At 33.9% G+C, this 25,536-nt stretch carries 30 protein-coding genes; 16 read left to right on the plus strand and 14 right to left on the minus strand.

Annotated features, from left to right (window positions below; genetic code table 11):
* Positions 1-139: 139 nt before the first annotated feature.
* The gene (gene aat, locus BMW63_RS05165) at positions 140-784 is read right to left on the minus strand and encodes a leucyl/phenylalanyl-tRNA--protein transferase (RefSeq protein ID WP_074721885.1); all 645 of its coding nucleotides are present in this window, start codon (positions 782-784) and stop codon (positions 140-142) included.
* Positions 785-852: 68 nt separating this feature from the next.
* Between aat and BMW63_RS05170 the strand changes: the two genes are divergently transcribed.
* Entirely contained in the window at positions 853-1,584 is a 732-nt protein-coding gene (locus BMW63_RS05170; protein ID WP_074721887.1) for a phosphatase PAP2 family protein, read from the plus strand.
* Between the two features lie 59 nt (positions 1,585-1,643).
* Here the strand turns inward: BMW63_RS05170 and BMW63_RS05175 are convergent, their stop codons facing one another.
* Together BMW63_RS05175 and BMW63_RS05180 are read right to left on the minus strand one after the other, a co-directional pair.
* Complete coding sequence (locus tag BMW63_RS05175; protein WP_074721889.1) at positions 1,644-2,015, minus strand: DUF3127 domain-containing protein; 372 nt, start codon at positions 2,013-2,015, stop codon at positions 1,644-1,646.
* A 21-nt stretch (positions 2,016-2,036) separates the two neighbouring features.
* Positions 2,037-2,918 carry a flavin reductase family protein gene (locus tag BMW63_RS05180; protein WP_074721891.1) on the minus strand — a complete coding sequence of 294 codons (882 nt, stop codon included), beginning with the start codon at positions 2,916-2,918 and terminating at the stop codon, positions 2,037-2,039.
* Positions 2,919-3,104: 186 nt separating this feature from the next.
* Between BMW63_RS05180 and BMW63_RS05185 the strand changes: the two genes are divergently transcribed.
* Positions 3,105-4,259 carry a sensor histidine kinase gene (locus tag BMW63_RS05185; RefSeq protein ID WP_074721893.1) on the plus strand — a complete coding sequence of 385 codons (1,155 nt, stop codon included), beginning with the start codon at positions 3,105-3,107 and terminating at the stop codon, positions 4,257-4,259.
* Here BMW63_RS05185 and BMW63_RS05190 read toward each other — a convergent pair.
* From BMW63_RS05190 to greA, 3 genes are all read right to left on the minus strand, one after another.
* Positions 4,251-5,414, minus strand: a complete 1,164-nt coding sequence (locus tag BMW63_RS05190) for a transglutaminase domain-containing protein (protein ID WP_074721895.1) — start codon at positions 5,412-5,414, stop codon at positions 4,251-4,253. The two genes, BMW63_RS05185 and BMW63_RS05190, sit on opposite strands and share 9 nt — an antisense overlap.
* A gap of 96 nt (positions 5,415-5,510) precedes the next feature.
* Positions 5,511-5,900, minus strand: coding sequence for an HIT family protein (locus BMW63_RS05195; protein ID WP_074721896.1), 390 nt, complete (start codon positions 5,898-5,900; stop codon positions 5,511-5,513).
* A 134-nt stretch (positions 5,901-6,034) separates the two neighbouring features.
* Positions 6,035-6,511 (minus strand): transcription elongation factor GreA, encoded by a 477-nt coding sequence (gene greA, locus BMW63_RS05200; RefSeq protein ID WP_074721898.1) that lies wholly within the window; start codon positions 6,509-6,511, stop codon positions 6,035-6,037.
* Between the two features lie 163 nt (positions 6,512-6,674).
* On the opposite strand from greA, the gene BMW63_RS05205 reads away from it, so the two are divergent.
* Positions 6,675-7,094: a Rieske (2Fe-2S) protein gene (locus tag BMW63_RS05205; RefSeq protein ID WP_074721900.1), complete on the plus strand. Its 420-nt coding sequence runs from the start codon at positions 6,675-6,677 to the stop codon at positions 7,092-7,094.
* Positions 7,095-7,152: 58 nt separating this feature from the next.
* Here BMW63_RS05205 and BMW63_RS05210 read toward each other — a convergent pair whose 3' ends face one another.
* The 5 genes from BMW63_RS05210 to BMW63_RS05230 all read right to left on the minus strand — a co-directional run bounded on the left by BMW63_RS05210 (position 7,153) and on the right by BMW63_RS05230 (position 13,457).
* On the minus strand, positions 7,153-9,327 hold the full coding sequence (locus BMW63_RS05210; RefSeq protein ID WP_074721902.1) for a TonB-dependent receptor: 2,175 nt from the start codon (positions 9,325-9,327) through the stop codon (positions 7,153-7,155).
* Positions 9,328-9,571: 244 nt separating this feature from the next.
* Positions 9,572-9,976, minus strand: a complete 405-nt coding sequence (gene arfB / locus BMW63_RS05215; RefSeq protein ID WP_074721904.1) for an alternative ribosome rescue aminoacyl-tRNA hydrolase ArfB — start codon at positions 9,974-9,976, stop codon at positions 9,572-9,574.
* 30 nt (positions 9,977-10,006) lie between these two features.
* On the minus strand, positions 10,007-12,118 hold the full coding sequence (locus BMW63_RS05220; protein WP_074721906.1) for a DUF4301 family protein: 2,112 nt from the start codon (positions 12,116-12,118) through the stop codon (positions 10,007-10,009).
* Positions 12,079-12,702 (minus strand): nicotinamide riboside transporter PnuC, encoded by a 624-nt coding sequence (gene pnuC / locus BMW63_RS05225; protein WP_074721908.1) that lies wholly within the window; start codon positions 12,700-12,702, stop codon positions 12,079-12,081. Before pnuC ends, BMW63_RS05220 begins: the two co-directional genes overlap by 40 nt.
* Positions 12,702-13,457, minus strand: a complete 756-nt coding sequence (locus BMW63_RS05230) for a phosphoglycerol geranylgeranyltransferase (RefSeq protein WP_074721910.1) — start codon at positions 13,455-13,457, stop codon at positions 12,702-12,704. The genes pnuC and BMW63_RS05230 overlap by 1 nt, the downstream gene beginning before the upstream one ends.
* Before the next feature lie 94 nt (positions 13,458-13,551).
* Here BMW63_RS05230 and BMW63_RS05235 point away from each other — a divergent pair, with 94 nt between their 5' ends.
* From BMW63_RS05235 to BMW63_RS05245, 3 genes are all read left to right on the plus strand, one after another.
* Entirely contained in the window at positions 13,552-14,148 is a 597-nt protein-coding gene (locus BMW63_RS05235) for a Crp/Fnr family transcriptional regulator (protein WP_074721912.1), read from the plus strand.
* A 78-nt stretch (positions 14,149-14,226) separates the two neighbouring features.
* A complete protein-coding gene (locus BMW63_RS05240) occupies positions 14,227-14,514 on the plus strand; it encodes a hypothetical protein (RefSeq protein ID WP_074721914.1) in 288 nt (95 codons plus the stop codon).
* Complete coding sequence (locus BMW63_RS05245; protein ID WP_074721916.1) at positions 14,514-14,897, plus strand: group III truncated hemoglobin; 384 nt, start codon at positions 14,514-14,516, stop codon at positions 14,895-14,897. Before BMW63_RS05240 ends, BMW63_RS05245 begins: the two co-directional genes overlap by 1 nt.
* A 172-nt stretch (positions 14,898-15,069) precedes the next feature.
* Here the strand turns inward: BMW63_RS05245 and BMW63_RS05250 are convergent, their stop codons facing one another.
* Complete coding sequence (locus tag BMW63_RS05250; protein ID WP_074722096.1) at positions 15,070-15,714, minus strand: 4'-phosphopantetheinyl transferase family protein; 645 nt, start codon at positions 15,712-15,714, stop codon at positions 15,070-15,072.
* A gap of 269 nt (positions 15,715-15,983) precedes the next feature.
* Between BMW63_RS05250 and ahcY the strand changes: the two genes are divergently transcribed.
* The 7 genes from ahcY to BMW63_RS18090 all read left to right on the plus strand — a co-directional run bounded on the left by ahcY (position 15,984) and on the right by BMW63_RS18090 (position 20,280).
* A complete protein-coding gene (gene ahcY / locus BMW63_RS05255) occupies positions 15,984-17,300 on the plus strand; it encodes an adenosylhomocysteinase (RefSeq protein ID WP_074721918.1) in 1,317 nt (438 codons plus the stop codon).
* Positions 17,301-17,605: 305 nt separating this feature from the next.
* Positions 17,606-17,827 (plus strand): DUF2683 family protein, encoded by a 222-nt coding sequence (locus tag BMW63_RS05260; RefSeq protein WP_074721920.1) that lies wholly within the window; start codon positions 17,606-17,608, stop codon positions 17,825-17,827.
* Complete coding sequence (locus BMW63_RS05265) at positions 17,812-18,093, plus strand: Txe/YoeB family addiction module toxin (RefSeq protein ID WP_074721922.1); 282 nt, start codon at positions 17,812-17,814, stop codon at positions 18,091-18,093. The genes BMW63_RS05260 and BMW63_RS05265 overlap by 16 nt, the downstream gene beginning before the upstream one ends.
* A gap of 2 nt (positions 18,094-18,095) precedes the next feature.
* Positions 18,096-18,200: an adenosylhomocysteinase gene (locus tag BMW63_RS05270; RefSeq protein ID WP_074721924.1), complete on the plus strand. Its 105-nt coding sequence runs from the start codon at positions 18,096-18,098 to the stop codon at positions 18,198-18,200.
* Between the two features lie 192 nt (positions 18,201-18,392).
* Positions 18,393-18,863 (plus strand): hypothetical protein, encoded by a 471-nt coding sequence (locus BMW63_RS05275; protein WP_074721926.1) that lies wholly within the window; start codon positions 18,393-18,395, stop codon positions 18,861-18,863.
* Between the two features lie 12 nt (positions 18,864-18,875).
* Positions 18,876-19,265, plus strand: a complete 390-nt coding sequence (locus tag BMW63_RS05280) for a hypothetical protein (RefSeq protein WP_139174190.1) — start codon at positions 18,876-18,878, stop codon at positions 19,263-19,265.
* Positions 19,266-19,812: 547 nt separating this feature from the next.
* The gene (locus BMW63_RS18090; protein WP_074721930.1) at positions 19,813-20,280 is read left to right on the plus strand and encodes a hypothetical protein; all 468 of its coding nucleotides are present in this window, start codon (positions 19,813-19,815) and stop codon (positions 20,278-20,280) included.
* On the opposite strand, the gene rpmA is transcribed toward BMW63_RS18090, so the two are convergent.
* Both rpmA and rplU read right to left on the minus strand, forming a co-directional pair.
* Positions 20,255-20,521 carry a 50S ribosomal protein L27 gene (gene rpmA, locus BMW63_RS05290; RefSeq protein WP_016989063.1) on the minus strand — a complete coding sequence of 89 codons (267 nt, stop codon included), beginning with the start codon at positions 20,519-20,521 and terminating at the stop codon, positions 20,255-20,257. The genes BMW63_RS18090 and rpmA overlap by 26 nt on opposite strands.
* 23 nt (positions 20,522-20,544) lie before the next feature.
* Positions 20,545-20,988, minus strand: a complete 444-nt coding sequence (rplU, locus tag BMW63_RS05295) for a 50S ribosomal protein L21 (protein WP_074721932.1) — start codon at positions 20,986-20,988, stop codon at positions 20,545-20,547.
* A gap of 244 nt (positions 20,989-21,232) precedes the next feature.
* Here rplU and BMW63_RS05300 point away from each other — a divergent pair, with 244 nt between their 5' ends.
* The 3 genes from BMW63_RS05300 (at position 21,233) to BMW63_RS05310 (ending at position 25,533) form a co-directional block, all read left to right on the plus strand.
* Positions 21,233-22,558 (plus strand): M16 family metallopeptidase, encoded by a 1,326-nt coding sequence (locus BMW63_RS05300; protein WP_074721934.1) that lies wholly within the window; start codon positions 21,233-21,235, stop codon positions 22,556-22,558.
* A gap of 61 nt (positions 22,559-22,619) precedes the next feature.
* Positions 22,620-23,987 (plus strand): M16 family metallopeptidase, encoded by a 1,368-nt coding sequence (locus BMW63_RS05305; protein ID WP_074721936.1) that lies wholly within the window; start codon positions 22,620-22,622, stop codon positions 23,985-23,987.
* 220 nt (positions 23,988-24,207) lie between these two features.
* Positions 24,208-25,533 carry a M16 family metallopeptidase gene (locus tag BMW63_RS05310; RefSeq protein WP_074721938.1) on the plus strand — a complete coding sequence of 442 codons (1,326 nt, stop codon included), beginning with the start codon at positions 24,208-24,210 and terminating at the stop codon, positions 25,531-25,533.
* The last annotated feature ends 3 nt before the right edge of the window (positions 25,534-25,536 follow it).

A 25,536-nucleotide genomic window follows, 5' to 3' on the forward strand; every position in this document is an offset into this window, starting at 1 on the left:
CACTGATTTTCTTCGTCAATGAGCATCCATCATCGGTCGTATTCAAAACCTATTTCTTACGCTTTTGCACTTTGGATGCTTATTCCAGTAAGACTTTTTATTGGATAAACAAACAATTCCTTTACAATATGAGTACTTTTCATAATTGGTCCATTTTCAATAATTCCATAAAATCGATTCTATCGATTTCTCGGCAACCCAAACTTTCTAAATGAGGATTGTAAACTTGGCAATCCAACAACTTATAATTCTCATTTTTTAATTGGTTTACCAAAGCTATAAAAGCCACTTTAGAAGCATTCGAAACTTTAGAAAACATACTTTCGCCGCAGAAAATATGCCCTAAGTCAATCCCGTATAATCCACCTACTAATTCATCATTTTGCCAAACTTCGATTGACTTTGCAATACCTAATTCATTTAGTTTACAATAGGCCTCAACCATATCATTAGTAATCCAAGTTCCATTTTGCCCATCGCGTTTTATTTGCTGACAATTAGCTATTACATCTCTAAAATTTTGATTGAACGTAACTGTAAAAATATTTCGGTTCAAAATGTTTCGCATACTTTTAGAAACTACTAATTCATCAAGGAACAAAACCATGCGCGGATTAGGCGACCACCAAGTAATGGGTTCTCCATCTTCAAACCAAGGAAAGATGCCGCTTTTATAAGCTAATTGTAAACGATCTGGAGACAAGTCCCCACCAAGTGCAACAATGCCATGTGACTTAGTTTCAGAAACTAGAGGGAAAAATAATTCTTGAGATAAATAAAACATGATTTTAAACTTAAATATAAAACTAACTACTAAATTTGAAACAACTTATTTATTTGACTATTTTAAAAATGAAAAAATTATCAACGCTATTCCTTTTGGTATTGTTTGTCTCACAAATGTACGGTCAAAAAATTGATAGTTTAGCAATCCATAAAAAACTATCTTACAAGAACTTTATTGTGCCTGCAGCTGTGTTGATCGGTGGTATATTCCTATTAAATTCTAGTCAAAATAATAGCATCCAAGAAAAATCAAATGCTTTTTTTGGAATTGGGTTTAATTCTAAAATAGACAACTTCACGCCTTTAGTACCAGTAGCTCAAATATACGCTGGAAGATACCTTGGGTTCCAACCTAAAAATACAGTTTTACATCAAACAATAGATATTGTTATTGCTAATTCTTTAACATTAGCCGTTGTACAAATCACTAAAAACCTAGTAAAAGAAGAAAGACCGGATGCCTCAAACAATCTTAGCTTTCCTTCGGGTCATACTGCCATAGCCTTTACCAATGCAGCGTTGCTATTTCAAGAATATAAAGATTCGAATTTTTGGTATGCTAGTAGTGGTTTTATATTTGCAACAACTACCGGCATCTTACGAGTTGCAAATAACAGGCATTATTCATCTGATGTATTAGCAGGAGCTGGAATTGGATTACTTTCCGGAATTATAGTCTCTAATTACAATCCTTTCCAGGCAATTAAATTTGGCAGAAAGAAAAGTACCTCAGCGTTTGTATATCCCCAATTTGGAAGAACTAATGGTTTAGGAATTCTTATAAAACCCGATTTTTAAAATTTTTTAAAACAAAAAAGCCCTGATAAATCAAGGCTTTTTCTATATTGGACTATAAATTAAAAAGGCAAATCATCTGGTTCGTCTTCGTTTAAGTTTGATGCCGGAGCAAAAGTTTGAGCTGATGGCATAGGCGCAGATGGCGCTTGAGGCTCCACTCCTGCTTTCTCAATTCTCCATCCTTGGATGCTATTGAAATATTTAGTCTCTCCTTGTGGATTAACCCATTCTCTACCTCTTAAATTGATAGAAACCTTTACTGGCTCACCAACTGTATAATTGTTTAACAAGTCACATTTGTCTTGAGTAAACTCAATCATAATATGTTGAGGATATTGTTCTTCTGTCGTAACAACTAGCTCTCTCTTTTTAAATGCGGCACTAATTTGTTGTTCTGGATTAACAACTTTAATTTTTCCTGTAACTTCCATCTTCGTTATTTTAATTGTTATTTACTCTTCTTTTTTTGCCAAAAGTACTTTCCATGCGGTAAGAACATCGTCTTCATCTAGATATTTCTTAGCCTCTAAATGTAGTTTATCCTGATCATCAGCACTTAAAACTCCTTTCACAGAAAAATTCTGTTTTACAAATATACTAACTTCTTCTGGGGTAGGCAAGGCTTCTATGTTTCCTAATTTACCTAAATCATTTCCATCAAAAATGTGACTTTCCTTAACGTAAGACGGAATAACATCTACTCCGATTCCCAGCGTTGACAGAGGCTTAGGCACTTCAAACAAACCTTGATTTGATCGTGAATACCAATTACCTCCTAACCTGGAAACTAGATCGATTTTATACTGATCTATCGCCCCGTTAGCATCTAAAACCGCTTCGTTAATATGAATTCGCACCACTTCACAAAGGATTAAATTTCCAGCTCCGCCTTCACTTCCTAATGGAATTATCTGCTTCACTTTACACTCAAATTGTACAGGTGACTCCTTTACTCGAAATGGCTTTACAACATCAGAAGGAACTTGCGTTAAACCTGATTTTAAAAACTCATTTACACCATCAGCATATTCTGTGCTTGCAAGAGACGTTTGCTGTACCATGTCAAAATTCACGACATTAATAACCACTTCTCCCGTTGCTTCACAATTAATTAAAGTGTGCTTAATCGAATTATCGCGAACGCGTCTTGCAGGAGAGAAAACAAGAATAGGCGGATTCGCGCTAAAAACGTTAAAAAAGCTGAAAGGAGATACATTTGGATTTCCATTTTTATCTATGGTACTTGCAAAAGCAATGGGTCTTGGCCCTACAGAACCTTGAAGATATCCTTGTAACTTAGCTGTTTCTATACTTTTTGGATCAATACTAATCATACTATTTGTTTTCGCTTATTTAGTTCTTCGATTTACAAAAGTAAGTAAATGGTTTAAGTTTAAAAAGAGAGCGCCTGCTTATTTAATCGCAAAAAAAATTCCAGCAAAATAATATTTTTCCTTTGTATTAAGAACTAAAATAATAGTGTTTATATTTCGTTATATTTATACCTCAAAATCTCCTTTATGCAGTTTTCCGAAAGAAGAAATACAACACGTTGGATTATTATTTTTGTTTCATTTTTGATAATTTCAATGATTCTATGGAACACCTATACCTTTTTTCAAATATTCAAAAATGAAGAACGTTTAAAGATGAATCTTTGGGCAAAAGCTCAAAAAACACTTATTAACGCTGGACAAAATACTGATGTTGAGCTCCCGCTTCAAATCTTCAGTAACAATACGTCAATACCTATTATCCTTACTGAGAATGACAGCATCATCAATACCGTGAATATCGATGATGCAATTGTAAAAGACAATACTAGAGCTAACGCATTTTTATCAAATTTAAAAAATGAAAATACCCCTATCGTAATTGAATATGATCCCGGAAAATTTCAAAAATTATATTATGGTAATTCGGCATTGTTGAATAAATTAAAATATTATCCCATTGCCTTATTACTCATAATTGTTTTATTTTCTGCCTTAGTCTATTATTTTTATCGAAGCACGAAAATAGCAACTCAAAACAAACTTTGGGCGGGAATGGCAAAAGAAACAGCACACCAAATAGGCACACCACTTTCTTCTTTAATAGGATGGGTCGAAATCTTGAAATCTGAAAATGTTGATGAATCAACAACGATGGAAATTGAAAAAGACATTGAACGCTTACAGACCATTACAGATCGTTTCTCAAAAATTGGCTCGGAACCCATCTTAGAAAAGAAGGACATTATTGAGGAGACCTTTCAATCCTATAACTATCTTCAATCTCGCTTTTCGAAACAAATAGAATTTACTTTTGAAAGTCCGAAATCGCCCATTTTTATCATGCTTAACGCAACCTTACACAGCTGGACGATTGAAAATCTGGTTAAGAATGCTATTGATGCCATGAAAGGAAGAGGCAAACTGGCTTTAAAAATAGAACAAGACCACGATTCCGTAAAAATAAGTGTGACTGATAGCGGAAGTGGAATTCAGAAAAGCCAATTTAAAAGGGTCTTTGAGCCAGGCTTTACTACCAAAAAAAGAGGATGGGGATTAGGTTTATCTCTAACAAAAAGGATTGTAGAAGAATACCACAAAGGATCGATTAAAGTGTCTCGTTCTGAAATAGGGAAAGGAACTACTATGCAAATCACTTTTAAAAAAAGCAATCTAGTTTAAAGGAACTCCGAACCAAGACACTTTCGAGAACATGGTTTTTCTAACTATTTTAGATTTACTTAAATAATTTTCAACAAACAAAGCATGCTCGTCGGCTTGCGCCAAAGCTGTCTCAATTGATTTTTTAATCGAAGCTACATTTGATCCGTTTTCAGTCCCTACTGAACCAATGCTGTAAATATTGTTTTGACATTTGGCAAGCTTTTCTCTTGGAGTTTGAATCATTTTATTAATCTCTTCATCTGAAAAAGTGGGTTTAAACTTATTGTTTCTGTAATAAATAAAATCATTCAGTAGGACAACCGCTTCATTCAATTCGATCACAATGGAATTCAATTTCTCAATATTTGTATTTTGTCGCACAGAGGCCAACTCTTTCTTTTTGCCTTCGTAACGTTCTAGAATCATAGCGTTTTTTATACCATTTTTTTCTATTCGCGCAGCTGATTCAAACAACTGATCGATTTCTGACAAAGCATTTTGTTTGGTGATTTCTTTTTTAAAGTCAAAATATTTCTTGGATTTATTCACTTGGATTTTACCCTCATAAAACTCACCATTAGTAATGGGGTAATTTAAGAATTGCCATAAATAATCAAATGGAATATGTGAGGCAATCATTTTAGCAGGTTCTACCTTAAAATAAGCATTATTCAATTTCTTATAAAATTTGCCATTATTAACATAGCCAGCACCCCAAGTGGGGTCAAACACATACCACACACCATCGATATTTGCAGCGGCCCAAGCATGAGCCAAGTTCCCCACTTTTCCGTTTTGCTTTGTATACCCTTCAATTATATAGGATTCTATTCCAACTTTACTCGAAAGTTCATTAAAAACGGTAGCATAATGAATACAAACCCCTTTTTTTGTCTGTAAAGTCTTTGTTATTTTTTCCTGAACTGTTTCATCGAAGTTTACTGCGTACATATTAGCCACATCATAGCTTATAGTAGATGCGGTCCAATAAAAAATAGCCCGTATTTTATCAGTGTCCGTTTTGAAATTAGCATTGATGTATTTAGCAATTGATTCCGCAGAAGTAGCAGAAACGGCAGCCATTTTACCGTCAATCAAAGCATATCCAGTAGTGACTTGCCCGAAACTTAGAAAAGAGAAAAAGAAAGAAAATAGTATAAAAATATTTCTCATATTATATAGTGTAAGCCCATAAATTAAAAGGGAATAGGTTTTCACCTATTCCCTTTCTAAACGAAAACCATACCAATTTATTTTATTTATAAAAAATTATAGGTTGATTTTAATATTTTCTGCTAAAGCTTCAAATTCTTCCTTAGTTAAAGATACTTTATTTTGAAAACGCATTTCATCCATCTCATTCAATGGAATCAAATGAACATGTGCATGAGGAACTTCCAGTCCTACGACTGCCATTCCTACCCTTTTGCAAGGAACTGTTTTTTCTAATGCGATAGCTACTTTTCTTGCAAAATGCATTAATCCCAAATAATGGGCTTCATCCATATCAAAAATCTTATCGACTTCAAATTTCGGGATACAAAGTGTATGCCCTTTTGCATTTGGATTGACATCTAGAAAAGCCAAATAATTTTCGTCTTCCGCTATTTTATAACAAGGAATTTCTCCGTTTACGATTTTAGTGAATATTGAACTCATTTTTTAAGACTTTTATTAAATCCTCCCCCAGTCCCCCTATGAATGAAGGGGAGTCAATCCGGAAGTAGATTGTGAATATTATAATTAATTTATAACTGTAAACTGCGACTGAATACTCAAAACTGAATACTCCCTTAGTCGCGCGAAATCTCCATAATTTCAAATTTCAGCACTCCATTTGGCACTGTAATTTCGGCAACATCACCTACTTTTTTACCAAGTAATCCTTTTCCAATAGGAGAAGTAACTGATATTTTTCCGCTTTTTAAATCGGCTTCACTTTCAGCAACAAGTCGATATTTCAATTCCATTCCGTTAGATTGGTTTTTGATTTTTACGTTAGATAAAACCAACACCTTAGAAACATCAAGATGAGTTTCATCAATCAGTCGCGCATTAGAATGTACTTCCTCTAGCTTAGCAATTCTCATCTCCAGCATTCCTTGCGCTTCTTTTGCGGCATCGTACTCTGCATTTTCAGACAAATCTCCTTTATCTCTCGCTTCAGCTATATCTGCAGATGCTTTTGGACGCATCACGCTTTTTAAATAATCTAATTCCTCTCTTAATTTTTTTAATCCTTCTGCCGTGTAATAAGATATTGCGCTCATAGTTTCATCGTTTATGTAAATAGAAAAAATCCCATCAGGACGGGATTTCTTTTCTCAAAGATACTTTTATTTTTTTAAGTCTATAATTATATGTTAATCATATTTAATTCAAAGTTAAATAAATTAAATTTGTTTCGCTAATACTTTTAATTTATTTTAAATAATGAAAAAACACCTTTTTCTACTCGTACTATTGCCTCTTTTTTTTAACTGTAGCGACAATGGTTCTCGCAATAATAACCCTTATCTACCTAACTATACATTTACTATAGATATCAACATGAATTTGCCTGCCTATTCGAACCTAAAATTCGTAAGTAATGCTGTTTATTACTCTGGCGTGGGAGTCAAAGGCATTTACATATTCAACACTGGAAGTGGCTATAATGCATTCGACGCCGCTTGTCCAAATCAAGCTTTAAGTTCTTGTTCTACTATGACCTTAAAAGGAATAAATATAGTTTGTGATTGCGATAACGCTGAATATAGCTTGTTTAGCGGTTTAAGTCAAACTGGACTACAATATCCTCTAAAACAATATCGGGTGGAAGTTAACGGAACTTCGTTGAGAGTGTATAATTAAAACTAAAAAAGCCTGAAAGCGAATGTTTTCAGGCTTTTCACTACTACAATATAAAAAACTAAAACTTCAATGTCAATCCTGCCAAGAAATTAATTCGCGCTTGTGGATAATAATATGGATAAACGTCATACATATATCCATTTGATACATATTTCTTGTCTAAAATATTGTTCACCAATCCAGTAATTACAATTGATTTAAAAACAGATTTTGGTTTAATTTCATATGCCACATTCAAATCGATGACAAAATAATTAGCCAATTTTGCAGCCGGCAGTTCAATATTATTCATGTATTGCTCTCCTACAAATTTTTGCAACCAAGAAATCTGAAGATTCTGTAAAGGCTTGTACGTAATAACATTCCCAACTATAACCGATGGCGAATAAGCAATGTCTGTAGTTCCATAATTTTCGCCTTCAACGGCTAAATCAACATTTTTATTAGTGCTCAAAGTAAAATTTGGCCTCACCATAAACTTCTCTGAAACAGTAATAGAGGCATCAACTTCTAAACCTAAACGATAACTTTTTTCGCTGTTAGAACGAATTGGACTCCCAACATTATCCAGTTTTCCAGTTAATATCAATTGATCTTTGTATGCCATATAGTACACATTCGAATTGAATTTGATTTTGTTTGAAGCATATCTCCAACCCATTTCAAAATCATTTAATTTTTCAGGTTTTGCATTTCCGCCTTCATAATCAGTTCTGTTAGGTTCGCGATTGGCTCTGGCATAAGAAAAATACAAAGCGTTATTAGAGTTAAGATCAAAATTCAAACCTGCCTTTGGATTGAAGAAATTAAAGTTGTCATTGACAATTCCAGTTTCGGCTCCATTAGCTTTATACTGTACGTTTCTCAATTGTAAATCGCCAAATAAACTTAGTTTATCAGTAATTTGATAATTGGCTTTGGCAAAAATATTCCCATCTGTTTTGGTTGCAACATCACTATAATAACGATCTCCTAATTCGCTTGTTGAAGCATAACGTGCCCAAATTACTTTCCCAAAATGAATTCCTTCATACTTGTTGTAGCCACCGCCAAAAATCACATCTAGTTTTCCGCTTTTATAATTAGCCGAGAAAGTCGTTCCGTAGAAATCATTATCCAACCATTTCTGACGAATAAGGTCTGTTTTATTAATTGTTGTTCCACCAATAACAATTGGAGTTAATCCATAAGCCGAGAATTTTGCGTTCTCTTTATAATTTTCATAATAACCTTTCCCTTTGGTATAATGGAAAGCTAAATTTGTGCTCCAGTTTGTTGACACCTTTTCATTCCAATGCAGTTGATAATGGTCTTGTTGGTAATTATCAGTTTCATTGTCATAAAAACGAGTTTTTCCAAACTCATCTGTATACATTCCAGCAGTATTGAAAGTCCGGTCGTTTTGTAGCAAATCCAAATCTTCTAAACCATTCCAAGACTGATAGGTTTTTTCTGTACCTCCAAAAGCCAATGCTTTAATCAAGGTCGTTTTACCCACATAAGTTCCTTGTAAGAAATAGGATTTTAAATCCGAAGCCGCTCTGTCAATATACCCATCCGATTTTAAAGCAGAAAGACGTCCTGCCACTTCAAAATGATTGTCAATTAAACCAGTACTAAATTTAACCGTATGTTTTCTAGTATTAAAACTCCCAAAAGAATTAGAGATTTCTCCATTGCTATCTTTAGCATAACTATCTGTAAGCATGTTCAGGCTTGCGCCAAAAGCACCCGATCCATTAGTGGATGTTCCTACACCACGTTGCAGTTGCAAGCTTTCTAGTGAAGAAGCAAAGTCAGGCATGTTTACCCAATAGGTTCCATGACTTTCCGAGTCGTTGTAAGGTATTCCGTTGATCGTTACATTCACACGAGTGGCATCGCTACCACGAACACGAATACCAGTATACCCTACTCCATTTCCAGCATCAGAAGTGGTGACAACTGACGGTAAATAATTCATTAAAATAGGAATGTCTTGTCCTAAATTACGTGGAGCAATCTCTTTTTTACTCAAATTACTAAAACTAACCGGTGTCTTTGCAGTAACTCGAACCGCCGAAACTAGCACCTCATCCAGTTGATTTACCGAAGTAGTGTCTTTAACTTGTGAAAAGGAGTGAAAAGAAAAGAATGAAAAGAAAAGAGACAGTAAAAAAGTTACACTTTGTGTCTTTGTACTCCTGCCTATCGCAGGCAGGTTTGTGCGAGAAAAATTAAAAATAGTATTCATCCGTAAAAAAGATTACGAATAAAAGGGGGAATTATTCCTTTTGTTAAATTAAAAAATGATTGTTTCCTACGACAAAATAATAGCGTGCACTCTATAATTGTATCGTTTTTTCCCTTAGCAACATTACTTGCTCAGGTTCGTTGGGTATGATCTCAGCTCGTTATTTAGAGCACCCCTTTGAGACGGTGCAAATGTAACCTTAAAAATATCAAATATCAAAATTTTATTCGTCGGAAAATCAGCATTAGTCATGATCTGGTTTTCTACGATTTTGCTTAACTTGGGATACGTTCTTTTTATTTTTAATCCGCTTTCGTATCGCTGATTTAGGAATTTTTGTTGCTAGTCTAATTTTCGGAACCTCCAAGCCTTTTTTGACGACTTCCAAAAAACGTTTGGTAACTATTTCTTTATTTCTAAGCTGACTACGGTCTTCATCACAATTTAGAATTAAAACAAAATCAGTAGTTAATCGTGAGGCCAAATTCACTTTCAGCAATTCTTTTTCTTTCTCGGTTACACCTTGTGAATGTTCCACATCAAAAGTCAATACCACTTTAGAGGAAACTTTGTTGACATTTTGCCCACCAGCCCCGCTACTGCGAACCGCTTTATATTGTAATTCTGATATTATTTTTTGAATCTCCATTTGGATTTAATTTAGTACACCAAAACAACGTTATTGTTGGTGCGCATTTTTCAACAAATCATTTACCGTTTTAACTGGATTAAAAGTTATCAACGGGACTTCTATAAAGATCGTTAACCAATTAGCCATTGCCCCATTCCATAGTCCGGGCAATTCATATCCTTTAATATTTTTTCCAGAATTAGTCTTTTTGACTAAAAACCCACTATTCTGGTTAATGAATTGAGTCAAATCAAACTTTTCGTTTTTATAATTCTTAGTTCCACATACTAAATCAACCGGATTAAAATGGGTCGCACTATTCAATATACTATTTTGCTTGTTATCATTTAAATCAATCTGTGAAGTTTCAACGATTTGCAATGAAACTTGATTCTTTTCGTCTTTTACCCAGAATGGACCACCACCAGCTTCTCCTTCATTTATTACCATTCCGCATACACGTATGGGTCTATTTAAAGCAGATGTAATTGCGGCAATTTTATTTTCAAATGTAAAAGAATCAAAACTTTCAGCTAATTTTACATTGAATTTTTTATCTAAAAATAGCGCTATTTCCTCCACTTTAGTAGCGTCATTTTCATCAGAGTCTATTACATTTAGATAGTCAAAAACTTGATTTTGCAACTCTAACAAAACTCCTGCCAATGCTTTCTTATACAATGCAATTGCATCATTATTATGCAAGATTACATTATCAATATTCTTAATAAAAATAACATCTGCATCTAGCGCATTTAGATTTTCAATTAAAGCTCCATGTCCTCCTGGTCTAAAAACCAAATTCCCTTTCTCATTTCTAAAAATAGCGTTAGATTCCTCTACAGCAATAGTATCAGTACTTTTATTCTGATAGGAATATTGAATTTCTACTGTGTTTTTTGTCTCTGTCTCCACTCTATCTAAAGTCTTTTTAATAATGTCTTGAAATTGAGACTGATGTTCTTTTGAAACTGTAAAATGAAGATTCGATTTACCATTTGAACTTGAGTAATAGCCACACTCATACAAATGTTCTTCTATTGGAGATGCTATATTGGCGTAATATTTATGAAAAGGCAAAATTCCTTTTGGCTTATTTGCGAAATCAAAATACTGAGGATCTAACATCATTTTTATAAAAAAATAATTTTTATAATCTCGATCTAGACTATCAAAATTTGGGTGCACTTTTTTTAATTGCTCGTGAACCATATTAAAAAAAGCAAATTTATCCATACCCACAATAAACACAGCCAGATCAGTATCTTTTTTTCTATTGATATAGGCGTTTATCGTTTCCTCTCCTATTTTAAAATCAGATAAAAAGACCGATAAAAATTTAAACATTCTACTCGCAGCTCCTGAGGCAGGAACAAACTTTAGCAATTTAAGCTTCGATTTCTCTTGATCAAAAAAAGCGGCTTTCTCAGAAAATTCTTTTTCAGAAAATTTCACAATGCCATTATTGAATGTCGCCGCTGATAATAGATGCATTTTAGGAATTCCGTTTTTAAAAATCGCTAATTGTCTTTTGATATTTTCGATTGGGATTCCATGTTCATAAATTTGAACAAAATCAAGCGAAGACAGCCCCATTTCTTTGGCTTTTGTCAAGCCCTCAATAATTGAAATTGCTTTTGCAAGCCTCAAATTTTTATCACCAGAAAGTGTTATGAATGGTTTATTATTATCTATCAATGATTTTTTAAAAACCGCAAAAACAGCGTCTCGTCCTTCCGCTTTATCCCTTAAGTCATCTTTTTCCCACGGCACATCGATGTCCGTAAGAAAAAACAAATCATACTCGTGTTCCTGAGCAGCTTTATGTAATAATGGGTCACAGTAATTGTAATACACTTCAGAAAAAACGGTAGTCACCAATAAATTTGTATCGCAGAACAAGTACTTATTAGCGATTGATAGTCCGTGATTTTCCAATTTAGTTTGACCATAAGCAATGGGTAACATATCATCAACGTCACAGATAAGTGCGCTTCTATCCCACTTTTCTTGTAAATAATCCCTAGCGAATTCAGGAACCCAGGCTGTTTTATAGTGATCGGCAAGCTGTATCGCCAAAGTTGTTTTTCCAGTACTTTCTGGTCCAAACATGGCAATTTTTATAATTGCAGATTGCTCTTGTTTAAGATTTTTCTCCATTCTAAATAGGCTGAAATAGCTAAAATTGTAAAAATTAAATATTGTAATGATAACATTCCTAGTCCGCGATACGCGTACAAAGGCGTAACTATGAGATCCCCAATAATCCAAAGGGTCCAGTTTTCTATCTTTTTATTGGCCATATACCACATCCCAGTAAAAAATATTCCAGAGGCTATAATATCAATATAATTGTCTGTTTTTATTTGATAATCAAAAAACTTATAAATACCGAAAACTACAAAAATTGTAATAAAAAACAATACTATCCCAATGATTTTTTCTTTGGTATTGGTTCTTGTAATTGGTAGATTGTCGCTGCCTTCTGTTTTTCGAGACCATTTATACCAGCCATAAATACTCATTATGGTAAAATACCCATTAATCATCATATCCCCAAGATAGCCAGCAATAAAAAGAAGATACACGGAAATTATTGTTGCAATTAATCCTGTTGGGTACACTAATATATTTTCTTGCCTCGCATACCACACACTTAAAATTCCGAATACAAAGGCGATGAATTCTAATATAATATGAGTAATAGAAACGTCTTTGTATGCATTTAAAAAAAACTCTATCATTATTTATTTTCGATTAGGTGATATTTAGCCGTTTCAAAGAAATCAAAATCTCTTTCAAAAGCAGTTCCTATAACTACAAGATCAGCTCCATAATCATAGGCGTCTTGAATTCCGAGTAAATCTACAATTCCGCCACCAACAATTAAAGGTATTTCAGTGTTTTTAGAGATTAAATCAATCATTTCTAAAGGAACTGCTTGTTTTGCGCCACTACCCGCTTCGAGATAGATCAATTTATTACCCAGCATTTCGCCTGCTTGAGCCGTTGCAAGAACCAAATCTAAATTGTTTCTATCCAAGGGTTTTGTTTTGCTTACCCTGGCTACAGCAGTTTCGTTTCCGCCATCTATTAAAATGTAACCTGTTGAAATAATCTCGAGTTGGGTTTGTTTTAGAATTGGTGCTGCTTTCACCTGATGTTCTATTAAATAATCTGGATTTCTTCCTGAAATTAGAGAAAGAAATAAAATCGCATCGGCTTCTTTTGAGATTTGCGAGGGGTTACCAGGAAAAAGCACAATTGGCAAATCGACTTTTTGTTTTAATCGAATAATTAACTCATCAATCCTATTGCTTTCTACAAGGCTTCCGCCAATAAAAATATGCGTCGCGGGTGATTGATTGATTTTCGAAATTAGATTGTCTAAATTTTTCCAAACGATCTTGTCTGGATCAAGAAGAATAGCCAGTAACTTACGTTTTTCTGACTTCGCCTGACGCATCTGATCATATATAGTACTATCTTTATTTCTCATAATGAACGTAAAAGTAAAAGTTTTTTGAAAACGAGTACTACTTTGACAAAGTATTTCTTTGTTTTAGAACCTAAAGTGCAACATAAACAAAACCATGATTGAAATAGAATTACTTGAAAAATACGATGCAGTACGAAAGCGATACAAAAAGTCGGAAATTATTTTTGAGATAGACCATCTGGCTACGCACTACTATCAAATTACTTCAGGAGCCGTAAAAATGAATAATTATAATGATGAAGGTCGGGAGTTTATTCAAGGTATTTTTTATGCGAATCAGAGTTTTGGCGAACCTCCTTTATTCTTAGACCGAACGTATCCTGCTAATGCCGAAGCAGTAGAAGATTCTGAATTGCTATGCATCTCGAAAAACAATTTCCTAAAATTAATCAATGAAAACCCCTCGGTTTCTATTAAAATAATTGAGGTTTTAGCACAACGTCTGCACTACAAATCGGTTATGGCAGCAGAGATTTCGACTCATGATTCTGAACACCGACTCCTGCAATTATTTGATTATTCTATTTCTTATTTTAATTTCATAAAAGATGAAAACGGATATGCTATTGATTTGACGCGACAACAAATTGGGGACTTAACAGGCCTTCGAGTAGAGACTGTTATCCGAACTATTAAAACATTAGAAAAAAAAGGAGAATTGAAAATCATCAATCGAAAAGTATATCGCTAATTGTGCCCATATGACCTATGTCATAAATAATTGAATTGAAGTGGTCGTAAATTTGTCACAACAAAAAATTCAATTATCATGACACTATATAAAAACACATTTGCAGATTTTAACACCAATTTTATTGGTTTCGCAACATTAATTATTATTGGACAAAGTTGTCTTGGCGCTATTGCCGCCATGAATATTCTTAAAAACGGAACAAGCGTACTACAAATGGTACAGTTAGCGGTTGTTGTATTGATTTGCATGCTTGTAAATACATCAATTCTAGCACAAATGACTCATAAAACCATCCTAAACCTTACTATTAGCAGCGTATTTTTAAGTGTTGTATTAATTTTCCTTAACGTTATTATTTTCTAATGAAAAAACTAATTGAAAACCGAGAAGACCTCTCACTATTAGTTCATACTTTTTACAATAAAATAAGAGCTGATGAAGAAATTACTTTTTATTTTAACGATATGATTCAAGACTGGGACGAACATCTAGAAAAACTAACTGATTTTTGGGAGATGAATCTTTTTGGAGGTAAAATATACAAAGGCGATCCGTTGAAAGCTCACGTAAAAGTTGACGAACATTTTGGAGGAAAAATAGGCCCGAACGAATTTGGAATCTGGTTGAACTATTGGGCGCAAACTTTAGATGAACTTTTTGAAGGCGAAAATGCGGATATTTTGAAACGTAGAGCCAGAAAAATGGGGACTTTTATCTATATGGGAATGTTTAACAGCAGAAGTTAGGGCGGTTTTTATTTAATAAAGCCATATAAGTTTATTTGCTTTACGTGGCTTTTTTACTTTATTGATGTTTAAAGTAATTTAAACATTTAAGAAATATAAGGTCATATGAGTTTTGTGGAAATTAGAATTTTGAAAAGCGTAGCTACATTCTCTTAGTTCTTTTTTCTAACCTCTATTCCCCACTCTCTTTCTGAAAAGCATAAACCAATCCAAAACCTTCAATTTCTTCATAAAACAATTCAAAATCGATAACTATACCATCGAAATGAAGTTCAGCCTTTGCTTTAATATCATCTAAACGAAAAGCTTGTACTTTAATATGTTCTTTAAAGCTGATTCCTTTTTCGTTTCTAATTTTAAAAATCGCTTCTTTGGCTCCCCAAATTACAGTTAGCTTTTTAATATAGCTTTCTAAATCATTTTTATCTAAATAGCTAAATTCGGTATCGACAAACTTATCAGCAATTCGGATTATTTTATCTCGTTGTAATTCGATATCGATCCCTACTGTTTCGTCACTTACAATAATGGCTGAAAAATTATGGGAATGGGTAATGGAAATGTATTTATCGTCTGTTAGATCCGGTTTCCCAAATTCATCATAATACAAATCAAAATCAGTGTAACCGGCAATTTGCAATAATTTGCGTACGCTTAGAAAACCCCGTTGATGCATTTCTGACTTCATTCCTTCAAGACGAATACAGTTTTTGTCGTTTAATTGTACTTCGTTGTTTAATTGCTCGAAGGATTCGGTGATTTTCCAAACGAAAATTTGTGTTGTAGAACTAAAGCGTATCGTTTTGTATAAAGGCATGATATTTACTTGATTTCCTAGCCCCGATGGAAACGACATCCTTTTTATCTTGCAAATAGTTTCTGGTCACCAAAATAAGTTCCAGATAAAAAGATATAGTGAACAGCGGGATTAGCTCCTGAAAATGAAGCTAAATGGTATTTTAATTATTATTTTACTGATTTTTAAAAGATTACACTATTAAACAATTCATAAATATAAGTGAATCCTTTTTAAATCATAAGTTATTCCGTAAATTTGCAAAAAATCACAATACAAATATACTATAAATGAGTACTACAACTATGCCTTTTGTGGCTTTCAAAGTAAAAGACATCTCTCTAGCAGCCTGGGGAAGAAAAGAAATTGAATTAGCTGAAGCTGAAATGCCAGGTCTAATGGCACTTCGTTCTGAATATAAAGACGAACAACCACTTGCTGGTTCTCGTATCGCAGGATGTTTACACATGACAATCCAAACTGCAGTTTTAATCGAGACTTTAATCGCTCTTGGTGCTGAAGTTACTTGGTCTTCATGTAACATTTTCTCCACTCAAGATCAAGCTGCTGCTGCTATGGCTGCTGCTGGAATTCAAGTTTACGCTTGGAAAGGGTTGAACGAAGTTGATTTTGACTGGTGTATTGAGCAAACATTATTCTTTGGTGAAGATAGAAAGCCATTGAACATGATTCTTGACGACGGTGGGGATTTGACTAACATGGTTATTGACCGTTACCCAGAATTAGTTGCTGGAATAAAAGGTTTGTCTGAAGAGACTACAACTGGAGTTCACAGATTGTACGAAAGAGTAAAAGCGGGAACGTTACCAATGCCTGCAATCAATGTTAATGACTCGGTTACTAAATCGAAATTTGACAACAAATATGGTTGTAAAGAATCGGCAGTAGATGCTGTTCGTCGTGCAACTGATATTATGCTTGCTGGTAAAAGAGTTGTAGTATGTGGATACGGTGACGTAGGAAAAGGTACTGCTGCTTCTTTTAGAGGTGCTGGATCTATTGTTACAGTTACTGAAATTGATCCAATTTGTGCTTTACAAGCTGCAATGGACGGTTTTGAAGTTAAAAAATTAAACACTGTTGTTGGAAATGCTGATATCATCATCACAACAACTGGAAATAAAGATATCGTTCTTGGTTCTCACTTTGAGCAAATGAAAGATAAAACTATCGTTTGTAACATTGGACATTTTGATAACGAAATTGCAGTTGCTTGGTTGAACACGAACCACGGAGCTTCTAAAGTGGAAATCAAACCACAGGTTGATAAATATACTATCGATGGTAAAGACATCATCCTTTTGGCTGAAGGTCGTTTAGTAAACCTTGGTTGTGCTACAGGTCATCCAAGTTTTGTAATGAGTAACTCATTTACTAACCAAACTCTAGCTCAAATCGAATTGTGGAAAAACAGCGCAGCTTACAACAATGACGTTTATATGTTACCAAAACACTTAGATGAAAAAGTAGCTATGTTGCACCTTGCTAAATTAGGAGTTGAATTAGAGACTTTACGTGACGATCAAGCAGCATACATTGGCGTTCCTGTTGATGGTCCATTCAAACCAGAATACTACAGATACTAAATTTTAGTGAATAGTAATTAGCTAAAAATTATAATTAGAGAAACCCTTGCAGTAATGCGAGGGTTTTTTGTTTTTGGGCGTGACCCTTCGTAAAAACTTCGGGTCGGGCTATTCGTTACAATCTTTACTCCACTCCGTTCCGTAAAGGATTTTCACTGCTATCCCTCACGCAAATCGCCACTAAATACTACTTCAATTCAAGAAATACAGAGTTTTCAATAAAAACCAAAAAAAGCATTTTTGCATTCAATATCTCAAGAACAACCGGAATATTTTATACCTTTGTATCTCAAATGATTATCAAAATGACTACACTTACTGTAAACATAAAAGACAGTTCTAAACTTGCTATCATCAAAAAAATTTTGAAGGCTTTTGATGTGGAAGTAATTGAACAAAACAGAGAGATAACAAATCCTGAAATAGTGAAAAGATTAGAAAAACACCGTAAAAATTTCCATAACCCTACTTATAGAGAAGAAAACTACACCAAAGTAGATCCAAAAAATATATGGGCCGATATTTAATAGAAATAAGCAAAGAAGCACTTGCCGACTTATCTAAAATTAAAAAATCTGGTAAGAAAGCGGATATTTCTAAACTTGAAAAAATATTTTCGGAACTTGAAATTCATCCAACAACTGGAATTGGAAAACCCGAAAAGCTAAAATACAAAACCGAAAATGTTTGGTCGAGAAAAATCAACAAAAAAGACAGATTGGTATATGAAATCATTGACTACGAAGTAATCATTATTATTATATCGGTTTTGGGTCATTATAAAGATAAATAGCTATGTTTCAACTTGCTAAATTAGGAGCTAATTTAGAGACTTTACGTGATAATCAAGCAGCATACATTGGTGTTCCTGTTGATGATCCATTCAAACCCGAATACTAAAGATTTTAAGTCCCGTGTCTTCGGGATAATCTTAGATTTTTTAATTCAGATTTCAAACCAGACAGATTTTTAAAACCTGTCTGGTTTTTTTATGTCTTACGCTTTCAATAGAAAAAAGAAAACAAATATTTAAGAAAATTTTTCATAATTTCGACAACTAACTTTCAAATTTGACTTAAATAAACCAACTACATGAAAAAATATTTATTTGTAATATTGTTTGCACTACTGCCTTTTTTATCAAATGCTCAAATGCCAAACTCCCCAAGAGTACAAATGGCTCAAAGTAATCAACAGTGGACAAATCGTCAAAACCAAAAATGGCACGATAGAGGTATGGGAAATTCAAAGTCTCAAACTAAAATAACAGAAAAGAAAATTGCCAAAGAAGAAAAGAATAAACTGAAATTAGAAGAAAAAATAACACAATTAAATTCCGATTTAGAACAACAAACAAATCAGTCAACAGCCCTTGAAAATTCTGCTAACAACACACATAATTACTCCCAAAAAGATACTGAAGAAATAAAAGTACAAATAGCAAAGACCGAAGAAAAACTAATCAAAACAAAAGCCGAACTCGAAACAAATTCTAAGAAAATAGGAAGCTTGAAATCAGTCGGCCAATTTTCTGTAACAAATAAAAAAGAACTTAATAAATAAGTACACCTAAATATGAAACCACTTATCACAATCATAACATTACTGCTACTACCTATTCTTGCAATGGCACAGTTTTCTAGCGCTCAAAGACAAATGAACATGTCCAACAATATTGTTAGACAACAAAATCAAATGTCTTTGCAAATACAATCACAACAACGTCTTTTAGCCAACTACAGCAATAGAACTGTAACCGCTCAATCCAATTTAGCCAAAGAAGAAAAAAAAATTCAAAAATTATCCCAAAAAGTAGAAGAGAAAAAAGCAGCTCGACAAACAGAGCGAGATCGATTAGCAAATCTTCAAAACAGCAATAAAAATACTAACGAAAGTGACATAAAAGGGAATCAAAAAAAATATCTAAAGCTAAAAATAAAGTCACCTCAGCCGAAAAAAAATTAAGCGAAGCAAATGTTAAATTAGAATCAAGCTCTAACATAATCGCGCTACTAAAAAAAGAAGTCGCAACTGCTAATTCAGAAAAAGAAGCACTTATTAAAAAACAAGAAGAAGAGCAAAAATTAAAAAAAAAGAAAAAAGAAAAGAAACATAAAGAGAATAAATAAACAGTTTCGACTTACACACTTTAAGACACAGTGCCCGCTTGCTTTAAAAACCAATTTCGAATACCATGAGAAACCATCTACTTCTTCTATTACTGTTATTATTGACCATTCCAATTTCGGCTCAAGACAATAATCGAAACGAATACCAAAAACAACTATTTGAATTAGGCAAAAACACAGTAAAGAATCTCAATTACCCACAAGCCATAAAAAATATTTACTACTGCCTACAACATAAATCCTAACGCTCAAATTGCTATCAAAAAAGCAGATTCTTTAAAAACTATTTTTAGAAAAGACAAAATAAATACTTTAATAGGGAATTGGAAATAGAGTTCTAAAGAAGCAAATGGGAAATAAGAGATGATGGCTTAGTTGGAAAAATGATAACAATCACCCCCGATGAAATTCTGTTTTACGAATTATATCGTCATTCAAAAAGATGGGAATTATTCAAAACAGAGAAGATTGCTTTTTCTGAAAACCCAGATTCATATTCTTTTACAGAATTTTTATATTCTAATAATGAAATTTGGGAGTATACAATAAACAAAGATTCAGGTGAATTAACTACATTTTACATTGGAGAAAAAATAGAAGATAATTATACTCAATTGGTCTGTGGTAACCCACTGTTTTACTATTTTAAATTGCATAAGTATTTAATCAAAAAATACACAACACACTGGGCTAGACTTTCGCTCATGAAACCCACAAATACAATCAAACCAATCCATTTTTCACCTAACCTCCCTCTCTTTGGGAGAGTCCATAAAAAAACCCAATCTTTTCAGATTGGGTTTTCTAATAAATTGAGTAAATCAATTATGCTTCAACTTCAAATGGAATGATTGAAACGTATGATTTGTTATCTCTTTTCTTTTGGAAATGTACAACACCATCTACTCTTGCGTGTAGGGTGTGATCTTTACTGATGTAAACATTTGCACCTGGATTATGTTTTGAACCTCTTTGTCTTATGATGATATTCCCTGCAATAGCAGCTTGTCCTCCAAAAATCTTAACACCTAAACGTTTTGATTCTGATTCTCTACCATTCTTGGAACTACCGACACCTTTCTTGTGAGCCATGACGTATTAGTTTAATATTGTTATTATTCTTTAGTATCTTCTTTTTTAGCTTTAGGAGCTTTTTTTACTTTAGCAGCCGGAGCTTCTTCAGTACTTGCTTCTACCGCTGCTTTCTTAGGAGCTGCTTCTTTTTTAGGAGCCGCTTTTTTAGCACCTGATGCAGTAATACCTTCAATTACAATTTGAGTAAGATATTGTCTGTGACCATTTCTCTTTTTGTATCCTTTTCTTCTTTTCTTTTTGAAAATGATAACTTTATCTCCTTTTAAGTGTTGTAACACTTTAGCTTCTACTGAAGCACCTTCTATAGCGGGGGCGCCTATTGTGATTACGCCATTGTCGTCTAACAAATAAACTTTGTCGAAAGAAACTGTAGTTCCTTCTTCATTTGCCAAACGGTGAACGTAAACCTTTAGGTCTTTGCTTACTTTGAATTGTTGCCCTGCTATCTCTACGATTGCATACATACCAAATTGATTTATTGATTTTTAAGGTTGCAAATATACAATTAAATTTTTACTATGCAATCCCTTAAAACTAAAAATATAATTTCTTTGCTTTTTACCGTGTTTTCAATGGATTACCTTACCAAAATATCCCTCATTTTCCTAAAAAAACAAAATACCAGACTCACCTCACTAAAAATAAGTATTTTTGAAGTAACAATAATTTGCATTTTCTTCTATTGTAAATGCATTTTTATTAATCTAAATGAAAAAATCAATAATGGGATTAACTAATGTCCTTCTCCTTGGCGGAGTTGCTACTGCTCAAAAAATAGCTTTTGAAGAATACAATTTGGATAATGGATTGCATGTTATTCTGCACCACGATTCTTCGGCACCTGTCGTGATAACTTCGGTGATGTACCATGTAGGGTCCAAAGATGAGAATCCAGAAAAAACAGGTTTTGCCCACTTTTTCGAACATCTTTTATTCGAAGGAACCAAAAACATCAAAAGAGGTGAATGGTTCAAAATTGTAACTTCTAACGGAGGAGTTAATAATGCCAATACTTCTGATGATCGTACCTACTATTATGAAGTATTCCCTTCCAATAATTTAGAACTGGCTCTTTGGATGGAATCCGAAAGGCTAATGCATCCTGTTATCAACCAAATTGGGGTTGATACCCAAAACGGGGTTATTAAAGAAGAAAAAAACTCGCGTTATGATAACCAGCCTTACGGGAAAATTTTACCTATTATTAAGGAAAATATGTTTAAAAACCATCCGTACCGCTGGTCTACTATTGGATCTATGGAACATTTAGACACCGCAACTTTAGAAGATTTTAAAGCTTTTCACAAAAAGTTCTATACACCTAACAACGCTGCCTTGGTGGTCGCTGGAGATTTCGAAAAAAAACAAACAAAAGAATGGATAGAGAAATATTTTGGGCCAATAGAAAAAGGCGAAGTATTAAAAAAACAAACGTTTGTTGAAGAACCAATAACACAAACTATTAAAGCAACCTACCAAGATCCCAATATTCAAATTCCGATGGTCGTCGCGTCTTACAGAACACCATCAATGAAAACTAGAGATGCTCGCGTTCTAGACTTTATATCGTCGTATTTAAGCGATGGTAGGAGTTCGAAATTATACAAAAAAGTCGTAGACGAAAAAAAGATAGCCTTGCAAATAGGCGCTGTAGGTTTTAGCCAAGAAGATTACGGAATGTACATACTATATGGCTTACCGATGGGAACACATACTGCCAAAGATTTGCTATATGAAATTGACGAGGAAATCGTAAAAATCCAAACGGATTTGATCTCTGAGAAAGATTATCAGAAATTACAAAATCAGTTTGAAAACCAATATGTAAGTAACAACTCCACTGTGGAAGGAATTGCTGAGAATCTGGCAAAGTATTATTTACTATATGGAGACATCCATTTAATTAATACTGAAATAGATCTTTACCACTCTATTAGCAGAGAAGAAATTAGAGAAGTGGCAAAAAAATATTTAAATGCGAATCAGAGATTAGTCTTGGATTATATCCCTACTAAAGAAACAACTCAGAATTAACGCCTTCGTAACTACGAAAAAAACAACTATTCTATTCATCCTTTTATTTATAACAGGAATTATGCATACACAAGATCGCACCCAACCCAAACCTGGAAAACCACCAGTTGTAAATCTAAAAAAACCACAGACATTTTTCTTGGCTAACGGACTGAAAGTACTGGTTGTAGAAAATCATAAACTACCCAAAGTCACTTTTAAACTCACTATAGACAATCCTCCTTTTGCAGAAGACAGCAAAAAGGGAGTAGACGAACTATGTAGTAACTTAATAGGTAACGGAAACACCAAAATAACCAAAGACGATTTTAATGAAGAAGTAGATTTCCTGGGAGCCAATATTAATTTCAATTCACATGGCGCTGATGCTAGTGCACTTTCTAAATATTCTGGTCGTGTACTGCAACTTTTAACGTACGGAGCCCTGTATCCCAATTTTACTCAGGAAGAATTTGACAAGGAAAAAGCAAAGTTGCTAGAAGGTATAAAATCGCAGGAAAAAAGCGTTCCTGCAATTGCTAACAGGGTTGTAAATGCTTTAGCCTTTGGGATGGATCATCCCGCGGGAGAATACACGACGATAGAAACAATTAACAACGTCACCCTTGCGGATGTAAAAGCGAATTATTCTGCGCGTTTCGCGCCAGAAAACGCCTATTTAGTAATTATTGGAGATATAAAATATAAGGAAGTAAAACCTATTGTTGAAAAACTTTTTGGATCTTGGAAAAGAGCAAACACACCAAAAATAACGTATAACTCCCCACAAAATGTCCCTTTTACTCAAATTAATTTTGTAGATGTTCCAAACGCTGTTCAATCCGAAATATCATTGGTCAATACTTTACATTTAAAAATGGCTGACAAAGACTTTTTTCCAGCAGCTATCGCCACATATATTTTAGGAGGAGATTACAATAGTTATTTGAATATGAACTTAAGAGAGGAACACGGCTGGACATATGGCGCTAGCACTGTTATCGGAGCGGGGAAATATGTTTCGAAATTAAAATCAACGGCATCAATAAGAAATACGGCAACCGATAGCGCAGTGCTTGAATTCATAAAAGAAATCAATAGAATCAGAACTGAAAAAGTATCTGAGGAAGTCCTTAAAAATGTGAAAGCTGGGTATATTGGTCGTTTTGTAATGCAGGTGGAAAAACCTTCAGCCATTGCACGCTATGCCTTAAATGTAGAAACGGAAGAGCTGCGTCCTGATTTTTATGAAAATTATATCAAAACCATAAATGCAGTAACCGCAGACGCTGTTCTCGAAGCCGCTAAGAAATATTTCCTGATCGACAATACCCGAATTATAATTGCTGGAAAAGGCGCAGATGTTATTCCGGGATTGGAGAAACTAAATATCCCATTGTTTTATTTTGATAAATTTGGTCATCCTGTAAAGAAGCCTACTCTGGGATAACGACAGCTAATAGCGATTAAAAAAAGGCTAAGGCACTCCTTCAAGACTCAAAGATGGAGTGCCTTTTTTTGTTTTTTTTTACATCGAAATAAAAGCAATAGCTATTTAATTAATTGGCCATATTATAAAAAAAGATGTGTATTCTTATAAAAAAGTTGTTATTTAGTGTAACAATAAACTCTAAAGAGCGACATATAAATTAATTAACCTATTAACACCTATGAAAAAATCAATAATGGCGTTAAGCGCCACACTTTTGCTTGGCGGAGCTGTTTCTGCACAAAAAGTAGCCTTCGAAGAATACAATTTAGACAATGGTTTACATGTTATTTTACAAAACGATCCTTCGGCTCCGGTTGTAATAACATCAGTAATGTATCACGTAGGAGCTAAAAATGAAAATCCAGAAAGAACTGGTTTTGCTCACTTTTTTGAACATTTATTATTTGAAGGTACTGAGAACATCAAGCGTGGAGAATGGTTTAAAATTGTCACCGGAAATGGAGGGACAAATAACGCCAACACCACCGAAGACCGTACTTATTATTACGAAGTATTCCCATCGAACAATCTTGAATTAGGATTATGGATGGAATCCGAAAGAATGCTACACCCTGTGATTAACCAAATTGGCGTTGATACCCAAAATGAGGTTGTCAAAGAGGAAAAAAGATTGCGTTATGACAATAGTCCTTATGGACAAATGATTCCGGAAGTAAAGAAAAAGATGTTCACAAACCATCCTTATCGCTGGACAACTATTGGTTCAATGGACCATTTAGACGCCGCAAAATTAGAGGAATTCCAAAGCTTCAACAAGAAATTCTACATCCCGAACAACGCAGTTCTTGTAGTCGCTGGAGATTTTAACGCAACTCAAACGAAAGAATGGATCCAAAAATACTTTGGTGCGATAAAAAAAGGAACTACTATTGAAAGAGAAACTTTCGTAGAAGAACCAATTACCGAAACCATCAAAGCAAAATTTGAGGACTCCAACATTCAAATCCCAATGGTTGTAGCTGCTTACAGAACTCCATCAATGAAAACTCGTGATGCCAGAGTTTTGGATTTTATTTCCACAATCTTAAGTGACGGTAAGAGCTCTAGATTATACAAAAAAATAGTGGACGACAAAAAAATGGCCTTACAAATTGGTGCGTTTAGTTATAGTCAAGAAGATTACGGAACGTATATTCTTTATGGTTTACCGCAAGCACCAAGTACGTCTGAAAATCTACTTACTGAAATTGATGCCGAAATCGTGAAGCTACAGACTGAATTAATTTCTGATAAGGAATTGCAAAAACTTCAGAACAAGTATGAGAATCAATACGTAAATAGTAACGCCTCTATTGAAGGAGTAGCAGATAATCTTGCAACCTACTATATGCTCTACAAGGACGTAAACTTAATCAATACAGAAATTGAAATGTATCGTACTATTACACCGGAAGAGATTAGAACTGTTGCAAAAAAATATCTAAATCCAAACCAAAGATTAGTATTAGATTATGTTCCATCATCAGACAAAGCCACAAAATAATAC

Source organism: Flavobacterium frigoris, from assembly GCF_900111075.1.
GTDB lineage: Bacteria > Bacteroidota > Bacteroidia > Flavobacteriales > Flavobacteriaceae > Flavobacterium > Flavobacterium frigoris.